The organism is Monashia sp. HAY1-11D, from assembly GCF_056868035.1.
In genome coordinates, this window is sequence record NZ_CP200320.1 from 2,745,687 (window position 1) to 2,772,504 (window position 26,818).

Annotated in this window: 19 protein-coding genes and 3 pseudogenes; 15 read left to right on the plus strand and 7 right to left on the minus strand. The window is 72.5% G+C overall.

What is annotated here, in order from left to right; all coding sequences use genetic code 11:
- Positions 1-62: 62 nt before the first annotated feature.
- Positions 63-608, minus strand: coding sequence for an AMIN-like domain-containing (lipo)protein (locus AC1VM9_RS12735; protein ID WP_481341604.1), 546 nt, complete (start codon positions 606-608; stop codon positions 63-65).
- A gap of 273 nt (positions 609-881) precedes the next feature.
- Between AC1VM9_RS12735 and truA the strand changes: the two are divergent.
- From truA to AC1VM9_RS12765, 6 genes and pseudogenes are all read left to right on the plus strand, one after another.
- Positions 882-1,731: pseudogene (truA, locus tag AC1VM9_RS12740) on the plus strand (tRNA pseudouridine(38-40) synthase TruA).
- An 81-nt stretch (positions 1,732-1,812) separates the two neighbouring features.
- Positions 1,813-2,439 (plus strand): hypothetical protein, encoded by a 627-nt coding sequence (locus AC1VM9_RS12745; RefSeq protein ID WP_483122910.1) that lies wholly within the window; start codon positions 1,813-1,815, stop codon positions 2,437-2,439.
- A complete protein-coding gene (locus AC1VM9_RS12750; protein WP_483122911.1) occupies positions 2,424-3,086 on the plus strand; it encodes a hypothetical protein in 663 nt (220 codons plus the stop codon). Before AC1VM9_RS12745 ends, AC1VM9_RS12750 begins: the two co-directional genes overlap by 16 nt.
- 93 nt (positions 3,087-3,179) lie before the next feature.
- A complete protein-coding gene (locus tag AC1VM9_RS12755; RefSeq protein ID WP_483122912.1) occupies positions 3,180-4,862 on the plus strand; it encodes an ABC-F family ATP-binding cassette domain-containing protein in 1,683 nt (560 codons plus the stop codon).
- Positions 4,863-4,941: 79 nt separating this feature from the next.
- Positions 4,942-6,003, plus strand: coding sequence for a nitronate monooxygenase (locus tag AC1VM9_RS12760; protein WP_483122914.1), 1,062 nt, complete (start codon positions 4,942-4,944; stop codon positions 6,001-6,003).
- A 98-nt stretch (positions 6,004-6,101) separates the two neighbouring features.
- Entirely contained in the window at positions 6,102-6,659 is a 558-nt protein-coding gene (locus AC1VM9_RS12765) for a YbaK/EbsC family protein (protein ID WP_481341609.1), read from the plus strand.
- Between the two features lie 15 nt (positions 6,660-6,674).
- Here the strand turns inward: AC1VM9_RS12765 and AC1VM9_RS12770 are convergent, their stop codons facing one another.
- The gene (locus tag AC1VM9_RS12770) at positions 6,675-6,956 is read right to left on the minus strand and encodes a WhiB family transcriptional regulator (RefSeq protein WP_483122915.1); all 282 of its coding nucleotides are present in this window, start codon (positions 6,954-6,956) and stop codon (positions 6,675-6,677) included.
- A gap of 256 nt (positions 6,957-7,212) precedes the next feature.
- Here AC1VM9_RS12770 and AC1VM9_RS12775 point away from each other — a divergent pair.
- From AC1VM9_RS12775 to AC1VM9_RS12790, 4 genes and pseudogenes are all read left to right on the plus strand, one after another.
- Positions 7,213-7,425 (plus strand): annotated as a pseudogene (locus AC1VM9_RS12775) (MerR family transcriptional regulator); the annotation flags it as partial.
- A 91-nt stretch (positions 7,426-7,516) separates the two neighbouring features.
- Positions 7,517-8,224, plus strand: a complete 708-nt coding sequence (locus tag AC1VM9_RS12780) for a B12-binding domain-containing protein (protein WP_483122916.1) — start codon at positions 7,517-7,519, stop codon at positions 8,222-8,224.
- Between the two features lie 153 nt (positions 8,225-8,377).
- Entirely contained in the window at positions 8,378-14,056 is a 5,679-nt protein-coding gene (gene pulA, locus AC1VM9_RS12785; RefSeq protein ID WP_483122917.1) for a pullulanase-type alpha-1,6-glucosidase, read from the plus strand.
- Positions 14,057-14,244: 188 nt separating this feature from the next.
- A complete protein-coding gene (locus AC1VM9_RS12790; RefSeq protein ID WP_481341627.1) occupies positions 14,245-15,186 on the plus strand; it encodes an aldo/keto reductase in 942 nt (313 codons plus the stop codon).
- A gap of 276 nt (positions 15,187-15,462) precedes the next feature.
- Here AC1VM9_RS12790 and AC1VM9_RS12795 read toward each other — a convergent pair.
- Together AC1VM9_RS12795 and AC1VM9_RS12800 are read right to left on the minus strand one after the other, a co-directional pair.
- A pseudogene (locus AC1VM9_RS12795) lies at positions 15,463-16,680 on the minus strand (MFS transporter); the annotation flags it as partial.
- Complete coding sequence (locus tag AC1VM9_RS12800; RefSeq protein ID WP_481345793.1) at positions 16,677-17,312, minus strand: winged helix-turn-helix domain-containing protein; 636 nt, start codon at positions 17,310-17,312, stop codon at positions 16,677-16,679. The gene AC1VM9_RS12800 and the pseudogene AC1VM9_RS12795, both read right to left, overlap by 4 nt.
- Positions 17,313-17,595: 283 nt before the next feature.
- Between AC1VM9_RS12800 and rplM the strand changes: the two genes are divergently transcribed.
- Complete coding sequence (gene rplM, locus AC1VM9_RS12805; RefSeq protein ID WP_481341615.1) at positions 17,596-18,039, plus strand: 50S ribosomal protein L13; 444 nt, start codon at positions 17,596-17,598, stop codon at positions 18,037-18,039.
- Between the two features lie 42 nt (positions 18,040-18,081).
- Entirely contained in the window at positions 18,082-18,585 is a 504-nt protein-coding gene (rpsI, locus tag AC1VM9_RS12810) for a 30S ribosomal protein S9 (protein WP_481341616.1), read from the plus strand.
- A gap of 86 nt (positions 18,586-18,671) precedes the next feature.
- Here the strand turns inward: rpsI and AC1VM9_RS12815 are convergent, their stop codons facing one another.
- Complete coding sequence (locus AC1VM9_RS12815) at positions 18,672-19,850, minus strand: hypothetical protein (RefSeq protein ID WP_483122919.1); 1,179 nt, start codon at positions 19,848-19,850, stop codon at positions 18,672-18,674.
- Between the two features lie 265 nt (positions 19,851-20,115).
- On the opposite strand from AC1VM9_RS12815, the gene glmM reads away from it, so the two are divergent.
- Together glmM and AC1VM9_RS12825 are read left to right on the plus strand one after the other, a co-directional pair.
- The gene (gene glmM, locus AC1VM9_RS12820) at positions 20,116-21,462 is read left to right on the plus strand and encodes a phosphoglucosamine mutase (protein ID WP_481341619.1); all 1,347 of its coding nucleotides are present in this window, start codon (positions 20,116-20,118) and stop codon (positions 21,460-21,462) included.
- A 107-nt stretch (positions 21,463-21,569) separates the two neighbouring features.
- A complete protein-coding gene (locus tag AC1VM9_RS12825; RefSeq protein ID WP_483122920.1) occupies positions 21,570-22,757 on the plus strand; it encodes a low temperature requirement protein A in 1,188 nt (395 codons plus the stop codon).
- A gap of 3 nt (positions 22,758-22,760) precedes the next feature.
- Here the strand turns inward: AC1VM9_RS12825 and AC1VM9_RS12830 are convergent, their stop codons facing one another.
- Together AC1VM9_RS12830 and AC1VM9_RS12835 are read right to left on the minus strand one after the other, a co-directional pair.
- A complete protein-coding gene (locus AC1VM9_RS12830; RefSeq protein WP_481341621.1) occupies positions 22,761-23,276 on the minus strand; it encodes a beta-class carbonic anhydrase in 516 nt (171 codons plus the stop codon).
- 17 nt (positions 23,277-23,293) lie between these two features.
- A complete protein-coding gene (locus AC1VM9_RS12835) occupies positions 23,294-25,006 on the minus strand; it encodes a fumarate hydratase (protein WP_483122922.1) in 1,713 nt (570 codons plus the stop codon).
- Positions 25,007-25,418: 412 nt separating this feature from the next.
- On the opposite strand from AC1VM9_RS12835, the gene AC1VM9_RS12840 reads away from it, so the two are divergent.
- Entirely contained in the window at positions 25,419-26,744 is a 1,326-nt protein-coding gene (locus AC1VM9_RS12840) for an ABC transporter substrate-binding protein (protein ID WP_481341623.1), read from the plus strand.
- Positions 26,745-26,818: the final 74 nt, after the last annotated feature.

Consider the following 26,818-nt stretch of genomic DNA (forward strand, 5'->3'; position numbering starts at 1 on the left):
TCGAACCAGGTGGGCCCCCGCCGTCATGACGGAGGGGGCCCACTCGCGTCGTCTGACGCCGGTCACCAGGCGTGCGCGACGTCGACGACGAGGCGCCGTCCGCCGTCGGCATCGGTCAGGACGAAGGCCCGCATGGGCAGGCGAGCCCGGACGCCGAGGCCGTAGTCGGTGTACCCCTCGAAGCTGCCGACGTCCTTCAGCTGGCGGAAGGTTCGCCAGCCGGTGAAGGTGCGGGTGCTCGTGCCGAGGGTGGAGGGCGCATCGACGGTGACCTGCAGCCTCGCGCCGCCCGCGACCGGGACGGGCAGCCCGCTGCCCGGGCCGGTGACGGACTCGACGTAGCGGACGTTGTAGCCGACGCGGCCCCTGCCGGGTGCGAGGTCGAGCACGAGCCGGTCGTAGCAGCTGTGCTGGCCGGCCCGGGCGCCGGTGACGCGTCCGGACCACATTGCGGTGGGACTGGTGCTCTTGGCGAGCGAGCCCCAGGTGATGCCGCAGTACGGCGCGGCCGAGGCGTCGGGAGACGCGGTGGCCACGCTCGTGGTGGCGGCCGCCAGGACGGCGGCTGCGGCGGCGACGGCGAGACGACGACGTGGTGTCGCGAACATGTGAGCCCCCTTGGTGCTGGGGGCCGGGCTCCGTGCCCGGTCCCACCTGTGAGACGGGTGACGGGCCCTGTCGGTTGACGCGGAGCGGAGGCGAAGGTCGCCTCCGCCGCCCGGCCCACGACGGCGCTGGGCACGGTGCCGAGGACGCCGGATAGGTTGTCCGACATGACGGGCGACACGACGCCGCAGCCACCGGACGGACCGGATGGTCCGGGCGGGTCGGACCGGCGGACCGGACCCATCGGACCCACCGGACCCACCGGACCCGGCACGCTGCGGGTCCGGCTCGACCTCGCCTACGACGGCACCGGCTTCTCCGGGTGGGCGGCGCAGCCGGGCCGGCGCACCGTCGAGGGCGTGCTCGCGGACGGCCTCGCGACGGTGCTGCGCCCGGCGGAGCCGCTGCGGCTCACGGTCGCCGGTCGCACCGACGCGGGGGTGCACGCCCGCGGGCAGGTCGCGCACGTCGACGTCGACCCGCACTCCTGGTCCGCCGTGCCCGGGCGCTCGGACCGCGACCCGGCAGACGCGCTCGTGCGGCGGCTGGCCGGCGTGCTGCCCCCCGACGTCGTCGTGCACCGCGCCGCGCCCGCCGCGCCCGGGTTCGACGCCCGGTTCGCCGCGCTCGAGCGACGGTACGTCTACCGCCTCGCCGACCCCCAGGCGCGGCACGACCCGTTGCGCCGCCTCGACACCGTCGCGTGGCGCCGGCCGCTCGATGCCGACGCCATGGACGCCGCCTCGGGGGCCCTCGTGGGGCTGCGTGACTTCGCCGCGTTCTGCCGGCAGCGGGACGGGGCGACGACGGTGCGCACCCTGCTCGAGCTTCTCGTGGCGTCGCCTCGACGACGGCGTGCTCGCCGCCACGGTGCGCGCCGACGCCTTCTGCCACTCGATGGTCCGCTCGCTGGTCGGCGCCGTGGTGGCCGTGGGGGAGGGGAGGCGCCCCGTCGGGTGGCCGGCGGCCTTGCTCGCGCGGGGCGGACGGGCCGGTGAGGTGCACGTCATGCCCCCGCACGGACTGAGCCTGGAGGAGGTGCGCTACCCCGCGGACGCCGGGCTCGCGGCCCGCGTGGAGCAGTCGCGAGCGCGCCGTGACGGGCCGGCCGGGCACGACGGCTGAGCGCCGTCGTCCCGTCGGGGTGCCGTCCGCGCCCTGAAGGCGGCAGGGCGCTGCACCTGGCGCTGTGGTTGGATCTTCGGCATGGTCGCCCGCCCCTCCCGCGTCGCGTCGGTCATCGGCCTGACGGTCGTGCTCGTCCTGACCGGCTGCTCCACGCACTCCGACGGACAGGACGGGGCGTCCGGGGCGCGCACCGGGGCGACGTCATCGGCCTCGAGCCCGGCGGCGACGTCGTCGGGCGCGGGAAGTGAGTCGGCGGAGGGTGACGCCGTCCGAAGTCGCTCGGCGACCTTCACGGCCGTGCCTCCGGAGGGCTGGGCGGAGGCGACTGACCGCGCCGACGAGGTGGCGGACATCGACCTCGTGCTGCTGTCCTCGAGGAAGGTGGGCAGCTTCGCCAACAACCTCGTCGTGCTCAGCAGCCCCGGCGACGGCCGGACCCTGCGCGACGAGCTGGACAAGGGCCGCGCCCAGGTCGAGGCGGCCGGACGCACGGTGTCGTCGGCCCCGGACAAGCCCGTGGCGGGGGCGACCGCCACCGGGTTCACCACCTCGTTCGAGCAGCAGGGGATCAAGGTCGTCGCCCGGTCCTACGGCCTCGTCCACCAGGGCCGCGTCTTCCTGTTCACGCTGTCCTCCTCGCAGGAGGACGCCGACCACGCCATGACCGAGCTCGACGAGATCCTCTCGTCGTGGTCGTGGTCCTGACCGCGGGACGGCAGGCCGTGAACCGGCTCGGCTCGGCCCTCCCCACGGTGGCGCTCGTGCTCGGGCCGGTGCTGCTCGGCGGGTGCAGCGAGGACCCGCCGCCGGCGCCGCCGCCTCCCACCGACACCGGCATCGTGCTGCTGCCGTCCTCGACGGCACCGACCACGGACAGCTCGGGGCACCTCATCGAGCCGCTGCCCACCCACCTGCCACCCGCCGCCCTCAGCGACGACCGCGTCCGTGGCCTGGAGTACAGCTACCCCGTCCCCGCCGGCTGGTCCTCCGCCGAGCGCGACCTCGACCCGCCGCCGGACACGCTCGTGCAGCCGCAGGACGCCGACGTTCCCGGGTTCATCGCGGTGGAGCGGCCGTTCGACGTGGGGTCCTCGAGCCTCCCGGACGTCGTCGACACCCTGCGCTCGGGCTTCGAGGAGAAGGGCTTCCACCCGAAGGCCGCGCCGGAGCGGCGGGTGGCCGGCTACTCGGCGCAGGGCATCGTCGTCGACCAGTCCGAGGACGTGCGCCACGTCTACTACATCGTGGTCTTCACGCAGAAGGCGTACGCGATCCGGCTGACCTACGACCCCGGCGACCCCAGCGCGCTGGCGGCGTACGAGGCCGTGCTCGACGGGTGGTCGTGGGGCTGAGTGCTCCCGCCCGCCCGCCGGCTCGTCGGCCCTCCGGCCGGTCGGGGATATCGGCGTGACGGCACCCGGCCCGATGCGTCAGGCTTGACCCTCGTGGGTCACGTCGACGTCAACTCGGTCTCCTTCAGCCTGCCCGACGGCAGGCCGCTCCTCGGCGACGTCTCGCTGCGCGTGGGGGAGGGCGCCAAGGTGGCCCTCGTCGGCCCCAACGGCGCCGGGAAGACGACCCTGACCCGCATCATCGCCGGTGACCTCGCCGCCCACGACGGGGCGGTGACCCGCTCCGGTGGCCTCGGCGTCATGCGGCAGTTCGTCGGGTCCGTCCGCGACGACTCGACGGTGCGCGACCTGCTCGTGTCCGTCGCGCCCGTTCGGATCCGCACGGCCGCGCAGGAGGTCGACCGCACCGAGCTGCTCATGATGGAGCGCGACTCCGAGGACGACCAGATGGCCTACGCCCATGCGCTCGTCGAATGGGGTGAGGCGGGCGGCTACGAGCAGGAGACGCTCTGGGACCAGTGCACGACGGCGGCGCTCGGCGTCCCGTACGAGAAGGCGCAGTGGCGAGCCGTCAACACGCTGTCCGGCGGTGAGCAGAAGCGTCTCGTCCTCGAGGCGCTGCTCCGGGGGCCCGAGGAGGTGCTCCTGCTCGACGAGCCGGACAACTACCTCGACGTCCCGGGCAAGCGCTGGCTCGAGGAGGCGCTCGTGGCCTCGCCGAAGACGGTCCTGTTCATCAGCCACGACCGCGAGCTGCTCGACCGGGTCGCCACCCGCATCGCCACCCTCGAGCCGGGCGCTGCCGGTGCGACGCTCTGGGTGCACCCCGGGCGCTTCTCGACGTACGCGCAGGCCCGCGAGGACCGCAACGCCCGCCTCGAGGAGCTGCGTCGCCGCTGGGACGAGGAGCACGCCAAGCTCAAGGCGCTCGTGCTCATGTACAAGACGAAGGCGGCCTACAACGACGGTCTCGCCTCGCGCTACCAGGCGGCACAGACCCGGCTGGCCAAGTTCGAGGACGCCGGGCCGCCCGAGGCGACGCCGATGACCCAGCATGTGCGGATGCGGCTCGCCGGCGGACGGACGGCGAAGCGGGCCGTCGTCGCCCAGGCCCTCGAGCTGACCGGGCTCATGAAGCCGTTCGACCTCGAGGTCTGGTACGGCGAACGTGTCGCGATCCTCGGCAGCAACGGCTCGGGCAAGTCCCACTTCCTGCGCCTGCTCGCCTCGGGTGGCACCGACCCCGAGCGTGAGCACCGGCCGGTCGGCGACATCCGGCCCGACCCGGTCGCCCACCAGGGCCTCGTCCGGCTCGGGTCCCGGGTGCGGCCCGGCTGGTTCGCCCAGACCCACCAGCACCCGACGCTCGTGGGCCGCACCCTGCTCGAGATCCTGCACCGCGGCGACGAGCACCGGCCGGGCAAGCCGCGGGAGGAGGCCGCCCGCGCGCTCGACCGCTACAACCTGGCGCGCAGTGGCGAGCAGCGGTTCGAGTCGCTGTCCGGCGGGCAGCAGGCACGGTTCCAGATCCTGCTGCTCGAGCTGTCGGGCGCGACCCTGCTGCTGCTCGACGAGCCCACGGACAACCTCGACCTCCAGTCCGCCGAGGCGCTCGAGGAGGGCCTCGACCGGTTCGAGGGGACCGTCGTCGCGGTGACCCACGACCGGTGGTTCGCGCGCGGCTTCGACCGGTTCCTCGTCTTCGGCCAGGACGGACGGGTGTACGAGTCGGACGAGCCGGTGTGGGACGAGGGCCGGGTCGTCCGTCCCCGTTGAGGGCCCGGCCACTGGTGGCGGCGCGGTGACGGGTGGCGGCGCGGTGACGGGCCGCGGCGCCGACCGGTAGCGTCGGTCCATGGCCGACTCCCCGCTGGTGTCCCTGCTCGAGGTCCCCGTCGTCGGTGCCCCGATGGCGGGCGGTCCCTCGACGCCCGAGCTCGCGGCGGCGGTCGGCGACGCCGGTGGGCTGGGCTTCCTCGCGGGCGGGTACCTGACGACCGAGCAGCTCGCGCGACAGGTCGCCGACGTCTGGGACGCGACCGACCGGCCGTTCGGGGTCAACCTGTTCGTGCCCGCGTCGGCCAACACCTACCCGACGCGGGCGGGGCTCGCCGGCGCCCGGCGCGTGGCGGCGGTGGCGGCCTACCGCGAGCGGCTGCTGCCCGAGGCGCAGCGCCTGGGCGTCGAGCTGCCGCAACCGGACCCCGGCGACACGGACGACTGGGACCGCAAGGTCGACCTGCTGGTCCGCGAGCGGGTCCCGGTCGTGTCGTTCACCTTCGGGCTGCCGGACGCCGGGGTCCTCGGCGCGCTGCGTCGAGGCGGGTCGCTGACCCTCGCGACCGTCACGGACGCGTCCGAGGCGAAGGCGGCGCTCGACGCCGGGGTCGACGGTCTCGTCGTGCAGGGTCACGAGGGCGGCGGACACCGCGGCACGCTCGACCCGGAGGCCCGCCCCGACGCGTCCGACCTCGTCGACCTCGTGGCCGAGGTCGCCCGTCTGGCCGACGTGCCGGTCGTCGCGGCCGGTGGCGTGAGCGACGCCGACCGCGTCGCCGCGCTGCTCGGGGCCGGTGCCGCGGCGGTCCAGGTCGGCACGGTGCTGCTCCTGACGCCGGAGGCAGGGACGGGACTGGCCTACCGGCGTGCGCTCGCCGACCCGGCCTTCACGACGACGTGCGTGACGCGCGCCTTCTCCGGGCGGCTGGCCCGCTCGCTGGAGTCCGACTTCGTCCGGCGGCACTCGGAGGCGGCGCCGGCCGCCTACCCCGAGGTCCACCACGTCACGGTGCCGCTGCGTCGCGCGTCCGCCGCGGCCGACCGCCCGGACCACCTCGCCCTCTGGGCGGGAACCGGCTGGCGGGCCGCGCGTCCCGTGCCGTCGGCCACGGTGGTCGCAGGCCTCCTGCCACGCTGACCCGACCCGCCGTCGCGCCGGACCGATGGCACGGCGTGCACCCCCGAGGCCGGAGGGCGCGTCGCCGTGCGGTCCGCGGCACCGCCTACGGTGGGCCCATGGCATCAGCGGAAGGAAGCCTCCAGTGGGTCCCGGCCGGTGAGCGGCCCGACCTGCTCGCGCCGCCCGTCGCCGCGGCGATCCCCCTCGTCCCCGGGGCGCGGGTCGCGCCCATCGACGCCGCGCTCGCCGACACGGCCGCGTTCTGCGCGGCCTACGACGTCGCGCCGGAGGCGTCGGCCAACTGCGTCGTCGTCGAGGCGCGTCGCGGCGAGGTCACGACGCTCGCGGCGGTCATGGTGCTCGCCACCGACCGGGCCGACATCAACCGGGTGGTGCGCAGGCACCTCGGGGCGCGCAAGATCTCCTTCGCCGACCAGGCCCTGGCCGAGTCGCTGACCGGCATGCAGCAGGGCGGCATCACGCCCGTCGGGCTGCCGGACGGCTGGCCGGTGCTCGTGGACGCGAACGTCGTCGCGGCCGGACCGGTCGTCATCGGCGCCGGGTTGCGGGGGGCCAAGCTGCTCCTCGACGGGGCGAGCCTGGCCGGGCTGCCCGGTGCGGACGTCGTCGAGCTGGCCCTGCCCGCCTCGCCGGGCCCGGACCCCAGGGGCTGAGGTGCGAGGGGCGGCTCAGCCGGCGGCGTCCCAGAGGAGGCGCGAGCGCTCGGCAGCGGTGGTCCCGCCCCAGATGCCGTAGGGCTCGGGCACCCGCATCGCGTGCTCGAGGCACTGGCGGACGACGGGGCACGAGGCGCAGACGTTCTTGGCCGAATCGGTGCGCTCGCGCCGGGCGACCTGCCCGAGGTCGGGGTCGTCGGCGAAGAACTGCTCGACGTCGGCACCGCGGCACAGGCCCTGTTCCTGCCACTCGTAGGACTCGTGCACGGGGCGGGGAAGTCGCGTCACGTTCATGGGGTCGTTCGTTCCTTCCTTCGGGTCGCGGCCGGACGGCGGCCGGATCGTGCAGGCCAAACTTATGCACAACTCACGCAGTTGCACAAGATCTGTCGATGCCTCTATGGTGAGGTCGTCGCACCGGCCGTGTCGCCGGGCGGCGGGAGCTGGCGGCGGTGAGCGCCGGAGGGCCGGGCTGTTCGGTGAGGCACACATGAGCGACGACGTGACGGCACACGACGGGACCACCCGGGACGGGGGGTCCGACGTCGGCATGCCGGCCCGGCACCTGCCCGAGCTCAGCTGGTCGGTGGGCGCGGTCGCGGAGCGCCTCGGGGTGTCCGCGTCGACGTTGCGCTCGTGGGAGCGGCGGTACGGGCTCGGGCCGACCCACCGGACGCACGGCAACCACCGGCGCTACGGACCCGCCGACGTCCAGCGGGTGCAGCTCATGGCGCGACTCACCGGTCACGGGGTCCCCGCGCACGCGGCTGCGGAGTCGGTGTCCGGCCTGACCGACGCCGGCGTCGCCGCACGGCTCGCGAGCTTCCGGCGGCGAGTGGGTGGGCTCGGCCCCGGTGCTCGACCATCCCGCCGGTGGCCGCCGCGCCGCCGCGCAGCAGGACGACGTGCCCGAGCCGTCGTTCTCGCCCCAGGTCCTCGTCGACGGCATCGTGTCGGCCGCCATGGGGTTCGACGCGAGCTCCCTCGTCGCCTACTACCGGCAGGCCTTGCGGCAGCTCGACTTCCGGGAGGCCTGGGGATCGGTCTTCGCGCCGGCCCTGCGCCTCGTCGGCGAGCGCTGGGGTGACGGGTCGCTCGGCGTGCAGGGGGAGCACCTGGCCAGCGAGTTCCTCCAGGCTGAGCTGCGCTCGGTCGTCCGAGCCAACCGGCAGCGCGTGTCCGGGGCGCCGGTCCTGCTCGGCAGCGCCGACGACGAGCACCACCACCTGCCGGTCGTCGCGGTCGAGGCGGAGCTCGCCCGGTGCGGCGCCAGGAGCGTCTTCCTCGGGGCGCGCGTCCCCGCCCGGTCGATGGTCGACGCCGTCGTGCAGGCTCGGGCTCGCGTCGTGTTCCTCTGGGCCTCGCTCGATCGACCCACCGACGAGCCGTTCTGGACGCTGCTGTCCGACGCGGGACACCCCGTCGTCGTCGTGCTCGGTGGGCCCGGCTGGCCGGAGCCGACGCCCGATCCGGCCCCCGGCATCGAGGTCGTGCACGTGGACGACCTCGGCGCGGCGGTCGACCGCCTCCTGCTGGCGAACGGACGCGACGCCTTCGCCTGAGCGCCGCAAGAATCTGGCGCAGATTGCAAAAAGTTGCAGCGAACCTCTGGCGCGGGGGACGAACCGGACGCTACGTTGCCGGATGGCCGGCGACGGGGACCCTCCACGAACGCGTGGGACCCGCCGGCCTTTCCCCTGCACGAAGGAGTGCACATGCGCCGTAGGCCGGCCCTGACCGCCGCCAGCGTCTCCGCCCTCGTCCTGGCCGGGGCCGTCATGCCGCTCGCCGGGCCCTCGACCGCTCGCGCCGCCGAGCGCACTGCCACCCTCGTCGGGTCGCTCCAGAGCGAGCTCGGCTGCCCGGGCGACTGGCAGCCCGACTGCGGGGCCACCGACCTCGTCCGCCAGGCTGGGACGAGCACGTACTCCGCCGAGTTCGACGTGCCCGCAGGCTCCTACGAGCTCAAGGTCGCGATCGACCACGCCTGGGACGAGAGCTACGGCAAGGACGGCGGCGGCTCGAACATCCCCCTCGTCCTCGCGGGCCCCGAGCGTCTGCGCATCACCTACGACGACGCGTCGCATGCTGTCGGCATCGCCCCGACCGACCTGCCCGGGGCCGCCACCGAGGCGGACGCGCAGCTCGCCGGCCAGTCGCTGCGCACCGGCTCGACGCGGGAGCGGTTCTACTTCGTCATGGCCGACCGGTTCGCCGACGGCGACGCCGCCAACGACCGCGGTGGCCTGACCGGCGACCGGCTCGTCACCGGCTACGACCCGACGAACATGGGCTTCTACCACGGTGGCGACCTCAAGGGCGTCATCGGCAAGCTCGACTACATCAAGGGCCTGGGCACGACGGCGATCTGGCTGACCCCGTCGTTCAAGAACCGCCCCGTCCAGGGCTCCGGGTCGGACGCGAGCGCCGGCTACCACGGCTACTGGGTCACCGACTTCACCCAGATCGACCCGCACCTCGGCACCAACTCCGACATGAAGGACCTCATCGCCGCGGCGCACGCCAAGGGCATGAAGGTCTACTTCGACATCATCACGAACCACACCGCCGACGTCATCTCCTACGAGGGCGGCCAGTACACCTACGTCCCCAAGGCCGACAAGCCCTACCGGGATGCCCAGGGCAACGCCTTCGACGACGCCGACTACGCCGGCAAGGACACGTTCCCGGCGATGGACCCGGCGACCTCGTTCCCGTACGTGCCGGTCGTCGCCGACGCCGACAAGGACGTCAAGGTGCCGGCGTGGCTCAACGACGTGACGCTCTACCACAACCGCGGCGACTCGACGTATGCCGGCGAGTCCGCCACGTACGGCGACTTCTCCGGTCTCGACGACCTGTTCACCGAGAACCACGAGGTCGTCAGGGGCATGGAGGACATCTACAAGACGTGGGTCGACGTCGGCGTCGACGGCTTCCGCATCGACACCGCCAAGCACGTCAACCTGCAGTTCTGGCAGCAGTTCTCGCCCGCGACCCTCGACTTCGGCTTCCAGGGCGCGGCCCTCGGGTTCGCCCAGGGCAAGGCGACCACCGGCATCCGCGACCTCTTCGCCGGTGACGACTGGTACACCGACACCGACTCCAACGCCTACGAGCTGCCGACCTTCCTCGGCAACCACGACATGGGCCGCGTCGGCGCCATGCTCCAGGCCGCCGGCTACTCCGGCCAGGAGCTGCTCGACCGCGACCGGCTCGCCACCTCGCTGATGTTCCTGACCCGCGGCCAGCCGGTCGTCTACTACGGCGACGAGCAGGGCTTCACCGGCCCGACCTCCGGCTTCGACGACAAGCGCGCGCGCCAGGACATGTTCCCGACGCAGACTGCCGACTACGCCGACGACACCATCGTCGGCAGCACCGAGAAGGCCGGCACCGGTGCGCACTACGACACGGGCGCCCCGCTCTACCGCAGCATCGCCGCGCTCTCCGCGCTGCGCCAGGCCAACCCGGCGCTCGCCGACGGCGCGCAGGTGCACCGCTACGCGAGCGACAGCGCCGGCATCTACGCGGTCAGCCGCATCGACAAGGCGGCCAAGCGCGAGTACCTCGTCGTGGCCAACAACGCCACGTCGACGAAGCAGGCGACCTTCCAGACCTACTCGGCACGCTCGAGGTTCAGCCCGATGCTCGGTGGGCCCGGCGACGTCCGTGCCGACGCGTCGGGGCGCGTGACCGTCAGCGTCCCGCCGCTGTCGGTCAAGGTCTTCCGCGCCGACTCGACGATGGAGGTCTCGCGCACGGCCCCGCCGGTGTACCCGCTGTCCCCGAGCGCCGGTGGCGTCGTCGGCGGCCGTGCCGAGATCTCGGCGGCGGTCCCCGGCGACACCTTCGCCGACGTCACCTTCCTCGCGCGTCCGGTCGGCACGTCCGAGTGGTCCACGATCGGCACCGACGACAACGCCCCGTACCGGGTCTTCCACGACGTCACCGGCTACGCCAAGGGCACGCTCATGGAGTACCGCGTGCTCGCCCGCGACCTCGCCGGGCACGTGTCGGCGACCTCGACGTACGGCGTCGTCGGCGACCCCGCCCCGGCGGGCGGCAGCGGCGGTGGCGGCGGCGTCGGACCGGTCACGCAGCCCGGCAACGTCAGCGTCCCCGGCAGCGAGAACAGCGAGATGGGCTGCTCGGGTGACTGGCAGCCCGACTGCGCGCAGGCCCAGCTGGCGCTCGACCCCAAGGACGACATCTGGAAGGGCTCGTACACGGGCCTGCCCGCCGGCGACTACGAGTACAAGGCCGCCATCGACAAGAAGTGGGACGAGAACTACGGGGCGGGCGCCCTCAAGGGTGGCTCGAACATCCCGCTGACGGTCCCGGCCGGCGGGTCGGTCAGCTTCTACTACGACCACCGCACCCACTGGGTGACCAGCGACGCGCAGGGGCCGATCATCACCGCGCCCGGCTCGTTCCAGAGCGAGCTCGGCTGCCCCGGCGACTGGTCGCCGGACTGCATGCGCTCGTGGCTGCAGGACCCCGACGGTGACGGCACGTACACCTTCAGCACCGATGCCATCCCGGCCGGCAGCTACGAGCTCAAGGTCGCGCACGGCCTGACGTGGGACGAGAACTACGGAGCCGGTGGCGCGCCCGGCGGCACGAACATGGCGTTCACGGTGCCCTCCGACGGCGTCGTCACGACGATCAGCTACGTCCTCGCGACGCACCAGATCTCGGTCAAGACCTCGCGGGCCGGCGCCGCGCCCGACCTGACCAAGGCCAAGGCGTTTGTCGTCGGCCCCGACCTCGTCGCCTGGCCAGCCGCGGGCCTGCCGGCCGGCACCGACCCGGCGACGTTGGCCTGGCGCCTGCACTGGTCGGCGACCGGTGGCCTCGCGGTCGACGCCGAGGCCGTGACCGGTGGCTCGGTCGCGACCCTGACGCGTGACCCCGCGGGCCTGCCGGCCTCGCTCGTCGCGGCCCACCCCGAGCTCAAGGGCTACGTGGCGCTGCGCACCGACCAGGCGACGGCACGGCAGATGGGCGACATCCTCCGCGGCCAGGTGGCCGTGGCGATGTACGACTCGTCGGGCGCGCTGCTCGACGCCACGGGTGCCCAGACGGCGATCGCCCTCGACGCGCTCTACGCTACGGCGGCGAGCCGGGGCGCCTACGGAGTCAGCGTCTCCGGTGGCCGCGTGGGCTTCCGCGTCTGGGCCCCGACGGCCCGACAGGTGACCCTGCTGACCTGGGCCGCGGGCTCGGCCGACCAGCCGGTCGCGACGGCGCACCGGACCGCCATGACGCGCTCGACGGACGGCTCGTGGTCCACCTCGCTCGGCAGCGCGGGTCGCAACGCCCGGTACCTCTACGAGGTGAAGGTGTGGGCGCCGAGCACGCAGAAGGTCGAGACGAACGTCGTCACCGACCCGGCGTCGGTGGCGCTGACGCCGAACTCGACCCGCTCGGTGGCCGTCGACCTCGCGGACCCGGCGTTCATGCCGTCGGCGTGGCGCACGACCCCCTCGCCGCGCCTGACCAAGGACGTCGACTCGACGATCTACGAGCTGCACGTGCGCGACTACTCGATGAGCGACGCCAAGGTGCCGGCCGCCCTGCGCGGCAGCTACCTGGCCTTCGCCGAGAACGGTGACGGTCGGGCCCACCTCAAGGCCCTGGCCAAGGCGGGTCTCAACACCGTTCACCTGCTGCCGACCTTCGACATCGCCTCGATCGAGGAGGACAAGGCCAAGCAGCAGACGCCGCAGTGCGACCTGCCCTCCTACGCCCCGGACAGCGACGCGCAGCAGAAGTGCGTCACGGCGGTCGCGAGCAAGGACGCGTTCAACTGGGGCTACGACCCCTACCACTGGAGCGTCCCGGACGGCTCGTACACCTCGACGACGCAGGCGGCCGACGGTGGCCAGCGCGTCGCCCAGTTCCGCACCATGGTCGGGGCCCTGCACCAGGACGGCCTGCGCGTCGTCCTCGACCAGGTCTTCAACCACACGGCGGCCTCCGGCCAGGCCGACCAGTCGGTCCTCGACAAGGTCGTCCCGGGGTACTACCACCGGCTCAACGCCAGCGGTGCGGTCGAGACCTCGACGTGCTGCCAGAACGTCGCCACCGAGCACGCGATGGGTCAGAAGCTCATGGTCGACTCGGTCGTGTCGTGGGCCCGCAGCTACAAGGTCGACGGCTTCCGCTTCGACCTCATGGGCCACGCCAGCCGCGACAACCTGCTCGCGGTGCGCTCCGCGCTGGACGCCCTGACGCCGGCCGAGGACGGCGTCGACGGAACGGCGATCTACCTCTACGGAGAGGGCTGGAACTTCGGGGAGGTCGCGGACAACGCCCGGTTCACCCAGGCCACGCAGGGCCAGCTCGGCGGCACCGGCATCGGGACCTTCAGCGACCGGCTGCGTGACGCCGTCCGCGGCGGTGGGCCGTTCGACGAGGACCCGCGCCGCCAGGGCTTCGGCTCCGGTGAGGCGACCGACCCGAACGGTGCGGCGGTCAACGACGGAGCAGCCACGCGTCTGGCGCACGACACCGACCTCGTGCAGCTCGGCCTCGCCGGCAACCTGCGGGCCTTCCAGTTCCGCAGCCAGGAGAGCGGACAGGTCGTGCGGGGCGACAAGATCGACTACAACGGGGCACCCGCCGGCTACGCCGACCAGCCCGACGAGGTCGTCAGCTACGTCGACGCGCACGACAACGAGACGCTCTTCGACGCCCTGACGTACAAGCTGCCTGTCGCGACGTCGATGACCGACCGGGTGCGGATGAACACTCTGTCGCTCGCGACCACCGCTCTGGCACAGACGCCCTCGTTCTGGCACGCCGGTGCGGACCTGCTGCGCAGCAAGTCGCTCGACCGCGACTCCTACGACAGCGGCGACTGGTTCAACCGCCTCGACTGGACGGGCGCGGACAACGGGTTCGGCCACGGCCTCCCGCCCGAGGGACCGAACTCGAACAAGTGGTCCTACATGAAGCCGCTGCTCGCGAACCCGGCGCTCAAGCCGGGCGCGAGCGACGTGCAGTCGGCGAGCGCCATGGCCGAAGACCTGCTTCGCCTGCGGTTCAGCAGCCCGCTGTTCCGCCTGGGCTCGGCCTCGGCCATCGAGTCGAAGGTGTCGTTCCCGGCCTCGGGCACGGCCGACGCGCACGCCGGCGTCGTCGTCATGCGCATCGACGACACGAAGGGCACTGATGCCGACCCGCGGCTCGACGGCCTCGTCGTCGTGTTCAACGCGACGCCCGACGCCGTGTCGCAGAAGGTGCCCGGCCTCACCGGGGCGCTGGCGCTCAGCCCGGTGCAGGCCGGCGGGGCCGACCCGGTGGTCAGGCGGTCCACGTGGGACGCCTCGACGTCGACGCTGACCGTCCCGGCCCGCACCGTCGCGGTGTTCGTCCTGCCGCACTGACGCCTCCGACCAACGGCGTCAAGCACCCAGGGGAGGTCGTCGGCCGCAACAACGCGCCATGTGGTCGGGAGTCGCGGTCGGGTTCGCTGCACGGCCACGACAACGCGCCATGTGGTCGCGAGTCGCGGTCGGGATCGCTCCACCGCCCGGCGGGTGCGGGCCGGGTCTACGTTGGACGCGTGACCGACATGACGTACCGACAGCTCGGCGACAGCGGCCTCACCGTCTCCACGGTCGGGCTCGGCTGCAACAACTTCGGCCGTCGCATCGACCAGGAGGCGACCAACGCTGTCGTGCGCACCGCCCTCGACGCCGGCGTCACCCTCTTCGACACGGCCGACATCTACGGTCAGGGCGCGAGCGAGGAGATGCTCGGGCTGGCCCTGGGCGCCGAGCGCGACAACGTCGTCGTCGCCACGAAGTTCGGCATGGACATGCAGGGCTCCAACGGGCCCGACTGGGGCGTGCGCGGCTCGCGGCGCTATGTGCGCAAGGCGGTCGAGGCCAGCCTGCGGCGCCTGGGCACCGACTGGATCGACCTCTACCAGCTGCACCGCCCCGACCCCGTGACGCCGGTCGACGAGACCCTGGCGGCCCTCGACGAGCTGGTCCGCGAGGGCAAGGTGCGCTACATCGGCAGCAGCAACTTCACCGGCTGGCAGGTCGTCGACGCCGACTGGACCGCGCGCGCAGCCGGCACGGCCCGGTTCGTGTCGGCCCAGAACGAGTACTCCCTGCTCGAGCGTGACGTCGAGGAGGAGCTCGTCCCGGCGTGCGAGCACGTCGGCGTCGGGCTGCTGCCGTTCTTCCCGCTCGCGAGCGGCCTGCTCACGGGCAAGTACCGACGCGGCGAGCCGGCGCCGGAGGGCGCACGCCTCGCGGCGAACACCGACCGGCTCGCCGGCGCGGACTGGGACACCCTCGAGGCCCTCGAGGCGTTCGCCGCCCGTCGCGACCTGCGCCTCGTCGACGTCGCGATCGGCGGCCTGGCCGCGCAGCCGGCCGTCGCCTCGGTCATCGCCGGTGCGACGCGTCCCGAGCAGGTGCTCGACAACGTCCGCGCCGGTGCGTGGGACCCGAGCCCCGAGGACCTGGCCGAGCTCGACGACATCACCACGCCACCCGCCTGACGCCGTCCGTCGCCGCGCCGGCCGCGGTGACCGGTGCTCACCGCCGCGCGTGACGGGCTCCCGACCGGGTGTGGGGGAGGGGGCCGGTGCCCCGGTCGCCGGCGCCGTGGCATGGGGCACTGTGGTGTCGGGCACCGTGGGGTCGGGCACCGTGGTGTCGGGCACCGTGGTGTCGGGCACCGTGGTGTCGGGCACCGTGGTGTCGGGTGCCGACCCGGCCAGGGTGTCTCGGTCCACCTCGGCGCGCCTCGCGGCCCGGTAGAACCCGGCCCCGACGATGCTGACCGCACCGGCGCAGACCATCGCGGCCTGTGTCGAGGTGGCATCGGCGAGCACGCCCATGACCGACGCACCGACGGCGAAGGCGGCCGAGGCGACCATCGAGTTCATCGACAGCACGGTGGCGCGGTTGCGGGCCTGCGCCTCACGGTGCAGCAGCGTCGAGTGGGCCGGCCCCGCCGCTCCGTGCAGCAGGTAGGTGACGCCGTAGGCGGCGACGAGGGCAGCCGGTCCGGCGACGAGGCCCATGACGACGGCACCGAGCCCGTTGAGGACGCGGGCGAGGACCGCGGTGCGCGCCACCCCGATGCGGCGGCTCGACCACCCGGACAGGGTCGCGCCCACGGCGAAGACGGCCCAGCCGGCCGCGGCCACCGGACCCATGATGGCGCCGGCACGTTCCTCGCCGCCGACGAGCTCGGCGAGCCGGATCGGCTGGAAGGTCTCGAAGACGATCATGGCTGTCGACCAGAAGACCTCGACGAGGACGATGCCGCGCAGCACCGCGTTGCCCCGCAGCATGCCGAGGCCCTCGCGCACGACGGTGGGAGCCTCCCGCGTCGAGGCGACGGCCCGGCGCAGGCCGCTCACGTCGACGTGCTCGGCCGCGCGCGGTTCCCGCAGCAGTGCCAGCACGGCGACGAGGTGCACGACGTTGAGCGCGACGAACACCGCCACCGGCAGGACGAGGGCCGAGGCACCCTGGAACGGGTGCCACCACACCAGGGCGCCCGACACGAGTGCGCCGCTCGCGATGCCGCCGCCGAGCACCGTGCCCTGCGCGGCGAGCGACGCGTCGACGTCGGCGCCCGGCGTCGTCGCGTGCACGGTGTCGACGAACCACGCCTCGAGCGGCCCGGAGTCCAGCGCCCGGAAGACGCCGGTGAGCACGGCTGCGACGAGGAACATCCAGTACGTGTGCGCGGCGAGCAGCAGGGCGCTGGCGACGACGTTGACGACCGCCGACACGACGAAGACCGGCCTGCGCCCGAAGGCGTCGGCGAACCCGCTCGTCGGAAGCTCGAGGACGAAGATCGTCAGGCCGGCCGCCGAGGACACCGTCATCGCCTGCGACACGGTCAGGCCGCGCTCGAGCTGCCAGAGGGTGAGCAGGCCGACGACGAGACCGACGGGGAACCACCGGGTCAGGCTCAGGAGGAGGAAGACGCGTCGGGCGGCCGCGGGCGACAGCACGGCCCGCCGAGCCGCGCTCATCGCCCGCCGCCGGCGCGGGAGCCCTCGCCGGGGCCGCCGGGGCCGCGTCCGGGTGGGCGGTCCAGGTCGATGGGGTAGGCGAACGCGTAGACCGCGATCCGCCGGGCGTTCGGGTTGCCCTGGCCGAGGCGCCGGTAGCGCTCGACGAGGTCCCACATCTCCTCGCGCAGCTGCTCGAGGGCCTCGGGCGTGACGAGGACGGCGGCGTCGCTCGACCCGCAGGCGTCCTGCCACGCGGCGGGCCACGTCATCGACACGTCGAGCCAGCGGTCGTACTGCTCGGCGAAGTGGCGCGCGTAGTCGCGCGTCAGCCAGTTGAGCGCGGTCTCGGAGTCCTCGTCCCCCTCGAAGTCGCTCGGGTGCCAGGAGTGGAACTCGGAGCTGGCGCGCCAGAGGCGGCGCTTGCCCTCGCCCTCGCCGGTGTCCTCGACGAGGCCCACCGCCTCGAGCTTGCGCAGGTGGTAGCTCGTCGCGCCGGAGTTGGTGCCGAGGGCGGTGGCGAGGTCGGTGGCGGTGGCGGGGCCGCCACGGCGGAGGGCGCCGAGGAGGCGCGAGCGGAGCGGGTGCGCGAGGACCCGGAGGCTCTCGGGAGTGAGCCAGACGTTGTCCGGCGTCGGGGGGTGTGCAGCCATAGTGTGCACACTACCTTTGCACAATCTGTTTGCACAAGGGTTCTGCATAGCGCGTCCTGCGGTGCATCACCGCAGGTCAGCGGCCGTTCGGCGCGGTCGTCACGAGGATTTGGCTGCGGGCCGGACGCTCCGTAGACTTGACGACTGTTGTGCCGAACCGGCAGAGCGATGCCCGGAGCCCGCGCGGACCAGCGCGGCGGCCCCGCGTCCAGCGCCTCGGACCGGCGCGGGTCATCGCCCGGGCGGCACGCATCCATCGTTTGAAGCGAGAAGGCAGACTCCATTGCGCACGTACACCCCGAAGCCCGGCGAGGTCACTCGCACGTGGCACGTCATCGACGCCACCGACGTCGTGCTCGGACGCCTCGCGAGCCAGGCTGCGATCCTGCTCCGGGGCAAGCACAAGCCGCAGTTCGCGCCGCACGTCGACACCGGTGACTTCGTCATCATCGTCAACGCCGAGAAGGTCGCCCTCACCGGCGCCAAGCTCGAGCAGAAGAAGGCCTACCGCCACTCGGGCTTCCCGGGCGGCCTGCGCTCCACCTCCTACACCGAGCTGCTCGCCAAGAGCCCCGAGAAGGCCGTCGAGAAGGCGATCCGGGGCATGCTCCCGAAGAACTCGCTGGCCCGCCAGCAGCTGTCCAAGCTCAAGGTCTACCGCGGTGCCGAGCACCCGCACGCGGCCCAGCAGCCCGTCCCCTTCGAGATCTCCCAGGTCGCGCAGTAAGGCCCGGCGCCGCCGCTGCTGCGTAGAAAGCGAACAGACACCGTGACTGACATCATCAACGAGGGCGTCCTCGACACCGACGAGCCCGAGCTCACCGAGTACACGTCCGAGTCCGACACCTCGGTGACCGGCGAGGCCAAGCGCTCCCGCCAGGTCTCGACGCCCGGTTCGGCCACCGGCCGCCGCAAGCAGGCCATCGCCCGCGTCCGCATCGTGCCGGGCACCGGCGAGTGGAAGATCAACGGCCGTGCGCTCGAGGACTACTTCCCGAACAAGGTGCACCAGCAGATCGTCCGCGAGCCGCTGACGATCCTCGAGCTCGAGGGCTCCTACGACGTGCTCGTCCGCGTGCACGGCGGTGGCCCCTCCGGCCAGGCCGGTGCGGTGCGCCTCGGCGTGGCCCGCTCGCTCAACGAGGTCGACGCCGAGCTCAACCGGCCGGCGCTGAAGAAGGCCGGCTTCCTCACCCGCGACGCCCGCGTCCCGGAGCGCAAGAAGGCCGGTCTCAAGAAGGCCCGCAAGGCGCCCCAGTACAGCAAGCGCTGACACGCCGCGCCACCCGGCGCCCCCCGCGTGCACGAAGGCCCCCGAGCAGCTGCTCGGGGGCCTTCGTCGTGCCCGGGGCCGACGCGTCAGCTCACGGTCGCGTGCGCCATGTCGCAGCGGTTGGTGTCGTTGGACCACGTCGACTGCATCGCGAAGGAGCCCTGCGTCGTCGCGACGTTGCCGGAGCCGCCCGAGGACGGCGAGATCCAGGCGCACTCGTCCGCGTTCTCCTGGCCGGAGTACGTGCGCGAGGTGGTGTTCGTCCAGCCGCCGGCCGGGTTCTGGTCGGAGATCGTCTCGGCGTACTCGTGACCCTCGACCATGGTGTAGCCGTCGTCGGTCCCGGCCGTCCCCGCGTTGACGAAGTTCTGGCCACAGCTGGTACCCATGTCCATGACGTACGGCATGTTCGTGAAGGCGATGTCCCCGTAGGGCGAGGCCGACCCGACGTACGGGTCACCGTTGTAGTCGTGCCAGGCGCAGAAGGTGCCGGACGGCGTGTTGAACCCGTCCGGGTGCGTGCCGGTCGGCGACAGGACGACGTACTGGGCGTAGCGGTTGCTCGAGGCCGTCGTGTTGCCGAAGTGGCCGGCCGCCCGGACCGCCTCGTCGCCGAGCTGCTTGGCCGTCGCGGAGGACGGCGCCGCGGTCGAGGGGTCGTACCAGACGCCGGCGAGGTCGCCGCCGGTCGGGTAGCCGACGTGCGCCGCTCCCGCCGGGCACGACGTCGCTCCCTTCGCCACGAGCGGCCCGTCGCAGTACTGGGTCATGACGCCGGACCACGCCTCGCCGCCGGTGCCGAGGCCCTTGAAGAGCTTCTGCACGAGGGGAGCGCCCGACTTCGGGTCTCCGGTGAAGGTGAGGTTGCCGGCGGTGTCCGTGCCCTGCGAGCCCCACTGGCTGCCCCAGAAGACGAGGTAGACCCTCGGGGTGCCGCTCGTGACGCCGATGCCGTCGACGCCGCCGCCGTAGGACAGCGTCTTGCTCGCCGCCGGTCGCGAGCCCTTGGTCTGCGCCTCCCACCGGTGCATCTGGGTGTTGAGCTCGCGCGTGGGGACGGCGCCGTGCCGGTACGGGTGGCCGTACGCGGGCGAGTACGGGTCGGTGACGCCGCCCGACACGGCCGGGGCGGTGTCGGTGCTGCTCATCGTGTCGCTCAGGGTGCTGCTGGCCGTGGCGCTCGTGGCACCGAAGGCCGTACCGAGACAGAGCGCGGTCGCCGTGGTGGCGACGGCCACCATCAGACGCGAACGTCGAGGACTCATGCGGATCCTTTCACCGGGGGCTCCGATCGGAGCACGATGGCGCACATCGTCGTGGCCCCAGTCTGGGAAAGTGGTGGGAGGATGCTGCCAGTTCCCTGCCAGTTGGCGCCTCGTGCGGGGACGCCTGACATCGGGACGAACCGGACGTCGCCTGAGCGGCCGAGCGTCCCGGGCCGGGCGGTGGCACCGCCCTCCGGGGGGTATGGTCGTCCGAGCACATGACCTGGGTCGGCCGCGGGCCACCCGATCGGGAAGGCACAAACGCGTGGCTCGACTCTTCGGCACGGACGGCGTCCGTGGCATCGCGAACAAGGACATCACCGCCGAGCTGGCCCTCGACCTGTCGGTGGCGGCCGCGCACGTCCTCGGCGAGGTCGGGGAGTTCAACGGGCACCGCCCCGTCGCCGTCGTCGGGCGCGACCCCCGGGCCTCCGGCGAGTTCCTGACCGCGGCGACCATCGCCGGGCTGGCGTCGGCCGGCGTCGACGTGCGCGACGCCGGGGTGCTGCCCACGCCGGCGATCGCCTACCTCGTGGCCGAGCAGGACGCCGACCTCGGCGCCATGCTGTCGGCCTCGCACAACCCGATGCCCGACAACGGCCTGAAGTTCTTCGCCCGCGGCGGCCACAAGCTCGCCGACGAGCTCGAGGACCGCATCGAGGCCCGCCTGCGCGACGACTGGCAGCGGCCGGTCGGCGGTGACGTCGGACGCATCACGCCGCTCGAGGACGGCGCCGACCGCTATGTCGCCCACCTGCTGTCCGTCCTGCCGCACCGCCTCGACGGCCTCCACGTCGTCGTCGACGCCGCGCACGGCGCGGCGTCGCAGGTCGCCCCGCGCGTCTTCCGCGAGGCCGGAGCCACCGTGACGACGATCGGCTGCGAGCCCGACGGCATCAACATCAACGACGGCTTCGGCTCCACCCACCTCGAAGCGCTCCAGAAGGCGGTGGTCGAGGCGGGGGCGGACCTCGGTGTCGCCCTCGACGGCGACGCCGACCGCTGCCTGGCCGTCGACGCGGCCGGCGTCGAGGTCGACGGCGACCAGATCATGACGATCCTCGCCCTGGCCATGAAGGAGCAGGGCGTCCTGCGCGGCGACACCCTCGTGGCCACCGTCATGTCCAACCTCGGCATGATCCATGCCCTCGCGGACGCCGGCATCACCGTCGTGCAGACCGCCGTCGGCGACCGGTACGTCCTCGAGGGGATGAAGGAGGGCGGCTTCGTCCTCGGTGGTGAACAGTCCGGCCACGTCGTCATGCTCGACCACGGCACGACCGGCGACGGCACCCTCACCGGTCTGATGCTCGCCTCCCGGGTCGCCGCCACCGGTCACCCGCTGTCGGACCTCGCGACGGTCATGTCGCACTTCCCGCAGGTGCTCGTCAACGTCAAGGACGTCGACAAGTCGGCCCTCGAGGCCAACGCCGTCGTCGCCGAGGCCGTGCGGCGCGCCGAGGACGAGCTCGGCGCGACGGGACGCGTGCTGCTGCGCAAGTCCGGCACCGAGCCGGTCGTGCGCGTCATGGTCGAGGCCGCCGACGGCGACCAGGCCCGGCTGCTCGCCGACCGCCTCGTCGGCGTGGTCAGGGCCGAGCTCAGCCTCTAGAGCGCGGGTGGCCGGCGCCGGGCGGCCCGCGGCCGGGCAGCCCGCGGCCGGGCAGCCCGCGGCCGGGCGGCCCGGCGGCCGGTGACGGACGCTGGCACACTCGGCGGGTGAGCCCGATCTCCGTCGTCCCGCTGCATCGCCGGATGCGTCCGAGGGACCCGCAGGAGCAGCACCGCGTCGCGTCGCCGCTCGAGCTGTTCTTCGACCTCGTCTTCGTCGTCGCGATCGCCTCCAACGGAGCCGAGCTGCACCACGGCCTCAGCGAGGGCCACACCGCCGACCTGCTCAAGTTCCTCCTCGTCTTCTTCGCCATCTGGTGGGCGTGGATGAACTACACGTGGTTCGCGTCGGCCTACGACTGCGACGACGTGTCCTACCGGCTGCTGACGTTCGTCATCATGACCGGCTCGCTCATGCTGGCAGCCGGCATCGGCGACCTCTTCGACGACGGCCAGTCCGGACTGGCCGTCTCCGGCTACGCGGTGATGCGGTTCGCCATGGTCGGCCTGTGGCTGCGGGCCGCGCACGGCGACCCGGACGGCCGCGGCACGGCCCTGCGCTACGCCGTCTGCATCGCGCTCGTGCAGGTGCTGTGGATCCTGCGCCTCCTGCTCGACGGCGAGGTGGTGCTGTACGTGACCTTCCTCGTGCTCGTCGTGCTCGAGCTCCTCGTGCCGGTCGTGGCCGAGCGACGCGTCCGCACGCCCTTCCACCCGCACCACATCACCGAGCGGTACGCGCTGTTCACCATCATCGTGCTCGGCGAGGTCGTCCTCGCCGCGGTGCAGGCGGTGGCGGGCGCGCTGGGGCACGGGGTGGGGCTCGACCTCGCCGGCGTCGTCGTCGGTGGCCTGCTCATCGTCTACGCGCTGTGGTGGATCTACTTCAAGCGCGACCACCTCGAGCTGTTCGAGGGGCCGTTCCGGCACAACCTCACCGCCGGCTACGGGCACTACCTCGTCTTCGTGTCGGTGGCGGGCACGGGAGCCGCGCTCGCGGCGTCCGTGGACGTCGCGACCCAGGAGTCCCATGCGAGCGTCCGGTTCGTCGCCGTGGCGCTCGCGGTCGCGGTCTCGCTGTACGTGCTCGTCCTGGGGGCGCTGCACAGCGTCGTCGACGGTGACCGCGGTCAGCTGCGCCTCGCGGCCGTCGTCGCCGCCCTGACGCTGGCCGTGGCGCTGGTGTCGCCCTCCATCGGGCTGTCGGTGGCCGGGACCGGGCTCGTCCTCGCGCTGTCGGTGGCCGAGCACGTGTGGAGCACGCGCGGGGCGCCCGCGGCCGGGAGCCTGCGTTGAGGGTCAGTCGACGTGGCGCAGCAGGCCGGTGTCGACGTCGTAGACGAAGCCCGCCACCTGCGTGCCCTCGGCGATGAGCGGGTGCGAGCGGACCTTGGCGAGGTCCTCTCGCAGGGCGCGCTCCTGGTCGGCGATGGCGTGGAAGACCATCCACGACGCGTCCTTGCCCGCGCTCTCACCGACGCGCTCGCGCAGCTCGGCCTCGCTGTTGGACGCCATGGCGCACCGGGTGTGGGGGACGACGAGGATGCGGTCGACGTTGAGCAGGTGGGTGGCGAGGACGAGCGCCTCGAGGGCCTCGGAGGCCACGCGGCCGCCGGGGTTGCGGAAGATCTTCGCGTCGCCGGGCTTGAGGCCGACGAGCCCCAGGGGGTCGATGCGCGAGTCCATGCACGTGACGATGGCGACGCCTGCCCGGGCGATGCCGTCGAAACCGGCCATCTCGAACCGGGCCGCGTAGTCACGGTTGGCTGCGACGAGGTCCTCGAAACCGGCTGGGGCGGAAGCGTTCTGGGTCACTGTCGTTGTCTCCTCGTTCACTCGAGTCCGGGCCGCCTGCCGATGGTGAAGGCCACCGGCTTGCTCACCTCGGCGAAGAAGTCGTTGCCCTTGTCGTCGACGACGATGAAGGCCGGGAAGTCCTCGACGTCGATCTTCCAGACGGCCTCCATGCCGAGCTCCTCGTACTCGAGGACCTCGACGTGCTTGATGCAGTCCTGGGCGAGCCGGGCCGCGGGGCCGCCGATCGAGCCGAGGTAGAAGCCGCCGTGCGCGGCGCACGCGTCGGTGACCTGCGTGCTGCGGTTGCCCTTGGCGAGCATGACCTTGCTGCCGCCGGCCGCCTGGAACTGGTCGACGTAGGAGTCCATCCGGCCGGCCGTCGTCGGTCCGAAGGAGCCCGACGGCATGCCCTCGGGCGTCTTGGCCGGTCCCGCGTAGTACACCGGGTGGTCCTTGAGGTACTGCGGCATCGGCTCGCCCGCGTCGAGGCGTTCCTTGATCTTGGCGTGCGCGATGTCGCGCGCGACGACGAGTGGGCCGGTCAGCGACAGCCGCGTCTTGACCGGGTGCCTCGACAGCTCGGCGAGGATGTCGTCCATGGGCTGGTTGAGGTCGACCTTGACGACGACGTTGCGGCTGGTCGAGCTGACCCCGACCGCGTCGTCCTCGTGGTCGCCGAGGTCCACCGATCCGGCGTCGGGCAGGAAGCGCGCCGGGTCGGTCTCGAGCTGCTCGATGAAGACCCCCTCGGGCGTGATCCTGCCGAGGCACTGACGGTCTGCCGAGCAGGAGACGGCGATGGCCACCGGCAGGCTCGCACCGTGGCGGGGCAGGCGCACGACGCGGACGTCGTGGCAGAAGTACTTGCCGCCGAACTGGGCACCGATGCCGAACTGCCGGGTCAGCTCGAGCACCTTCTCCTCGAGCTCGGTGTCGCGGAAGGCGTGGGCCGTCATGGAGCCCTGCTTGGGCAGGGTGTCGAGGTACTTGGCCGACGCGTACTTGGCTGTCTTCAGGGCGAACTCGGCGCTCGTCCCGCCGATGACGATGGCCAGGTGGTACGGCGGGCACGCGGCGGTGCCGAGCGACCGGAGCTTTACGTCGAGGAAGCGCATCATGGCCTCCTCGTTGAGGATCGCCTTGGTCTCCTGGTAGAGGAAGCTCTTGTTCGCCGAGCCGCCGCCCTTGGCCATGAAGAGGAACTTGTACGAGGTCTCGTGGCCCACGGCGGTGTCGGCGTAGAGCTCGATCTGCGCGGGGAGGTTCGAGCCGGTGTTCCTCTCCTCCCACATGGTCAGCGGCGCCATCTGCGAGTAGCGCAGGTTGAGACGCGTGTACGCGTCGCGGACGCCCTCGGCGACGGCGCGCTCGTCGGTGCCGGGCGTGAGGACGTGCTGGCCACGCTTGCCCATGACGATCGCCGTGCCGGTGTCCTGGCACATCGGCAGCACACCACCCGCCGCGATGTTGGCGTTCTTGAGCAGGTCGAGGGCGACGAACCTGTCGTTGTTGCTCGCCTCGGGGTCATCGAGGATGCTGCGCAGCTGCTGCAGGTGGGCCGGGCGCAGGTAGTGGGCGATGTCGTGCATCGCGGTCTCGGTGAGCAGGCGCAGGGCCTCGGGCTCGACCTCGAGGAAGGTCCGGCCACCGGGTCCCTCGACGGTGCGCACTCCCTCGGTGGTGAGGAGGCGGTACGGCGTCTCGTCCGCGCCGATGGGAAGCAGGTCCTCGTACTGGAAGTCGCTCACTCTTTCTCCTGTGCACCCGGCCGCCCACCGGCCTCGTGCGGGCGGACTCCGGCGGCACCACGGTAGCGCGGGGGCACGGGGAGCCGTCGGGGGGTGTCACCGCAGCGGGCTGGGGTCGGGTGTGGCGGGTTCCGCTGCTGTCGGACCCGTCCGAGCGGGTACGTGCCGGGCGTGGGCCGACATCCTCCGCGTGGCACGGGCGACGTGCGGCTGCGTAACACTTCGGCAAGAAGTGTTGACAGTTGTGGCGCACGTCACTGTTGTGGTGTTGGGTGAGAGGGACGGACGGATGGGGCTGTGGCCCCGTCAGCCAGCCGGTGGTCACGCCGGAATCCTGTGGAACACCGGTCTCCAGCGCGGCCGGTCAGCGTGGGGCCGATGACGCCCCCAAGCCTTCCGAGAAGGAGCAGGAATGTTGAACCGAAAGGCAGGGCTCACCGCCCTGATCGGCATCACCGTCGCGGGCCTCGCCTCAGGCTGCCTGTCGTCGAACTCGGGCTCCGGGCCCAACGCCGGTCCCGCCAGCGGCCCGGGCAAGAGCACGATCGAGGTCATGTACGGCCTCGGACCGGACACCGAGCCGGGCTTCAAGGCCGACGTGTCTGCTTGGGCGGCGCAGAACAAGATCACCGTGAAGTTCACCAAATCGGCATCATGGGACACCGAGATCCGCACCAGGGTCCAGGGTGGGAACGCGCCGGACGTCGGTCTCTTCCCCCAGCCGGGCCTCATGTGTGACCTGGCCAAGCAGAAGAAGCTGGTCCCGTTCGACGACGCGACCGTCGCCACCGACAAGGAGACGCTCGTCCCGGGCTTCGTCCAGGCCGGCACCTGCGCGGACGGGAAGGTCTACGGCCTGCCCAACGAGGTGAGCGTCAAGAGCATCCTGTGGACCGACGCGCCCGCCTTCAAGGCGGCCGGGCTCAGCGCCCCTGCAACGTTGGACGACCTGCTCACGCTGACCCAGAAGATCAAGTCCGAGGGCAAGACCCCATGGTGCATCGCGGCCGAGTCCGGGCAGGCGACGGGGTGGCCCATCACCGACTGGATCGAGGACCTCGTCCTGCGCATCGCCGGACCTGACAACTACGACAAGTGGGTCAAGGGCGAGCTGAAGTTCAACAGCCCGGAGATCAAGCCGGCATGGGAGTACTTCCAGAAGATCGCCTTCGGCGACGGCTACGTCCGGGGCGGCACGAAGTCCATCGTCGCCACGAACTTCCAGACCGGCGGCAACGCGCTGTTCAGCAACCCCCCGGGCTGCTACCTGTTCAAGCAGGCGACGTTCGTGGCCAACAAGGGCGGCTTCCCCGACTCCGTGATCTCCAAGCTGGACACCGAGACCGCGCCGCTGCCTTTCCCGGCCAAGACGGCAGGCGACAACCCGGTCCTCGTCGCCGGTGACATCGTCGCAGCCTTCAACAACGACCCGAACTCGCTCAAGCTGCGCAACTTCATCGCCAGCAAGGAGAACGGCACCCAGCAGGCCAAGAACGGCGCCTTCTCGCCGCACAAGACGGCCGACGTGTCGCTGCTGCCGAACAAGACCCTGCAGACGATCGCCACCAACGTGCTCTACAAGGCGACCGCGGCCCGCTTCGACGGCTCCGACTCCATGCCGGCCAAGGTGGGTGCCGGGACCTTCTGGACCGAGCCGGTCAAGTGGCTCTCGGGCCAGCAGGACCTCGACACCACGCTCAACAACATCGACGACAGCTTCCCGAAGACCGGCAGCTGACGCCGCCTTACCGCGGGGGTGACCGACCGGTCGCCCCCGCGGTCGACAGCGCATTCTCCCAACAGAGAGAGGAA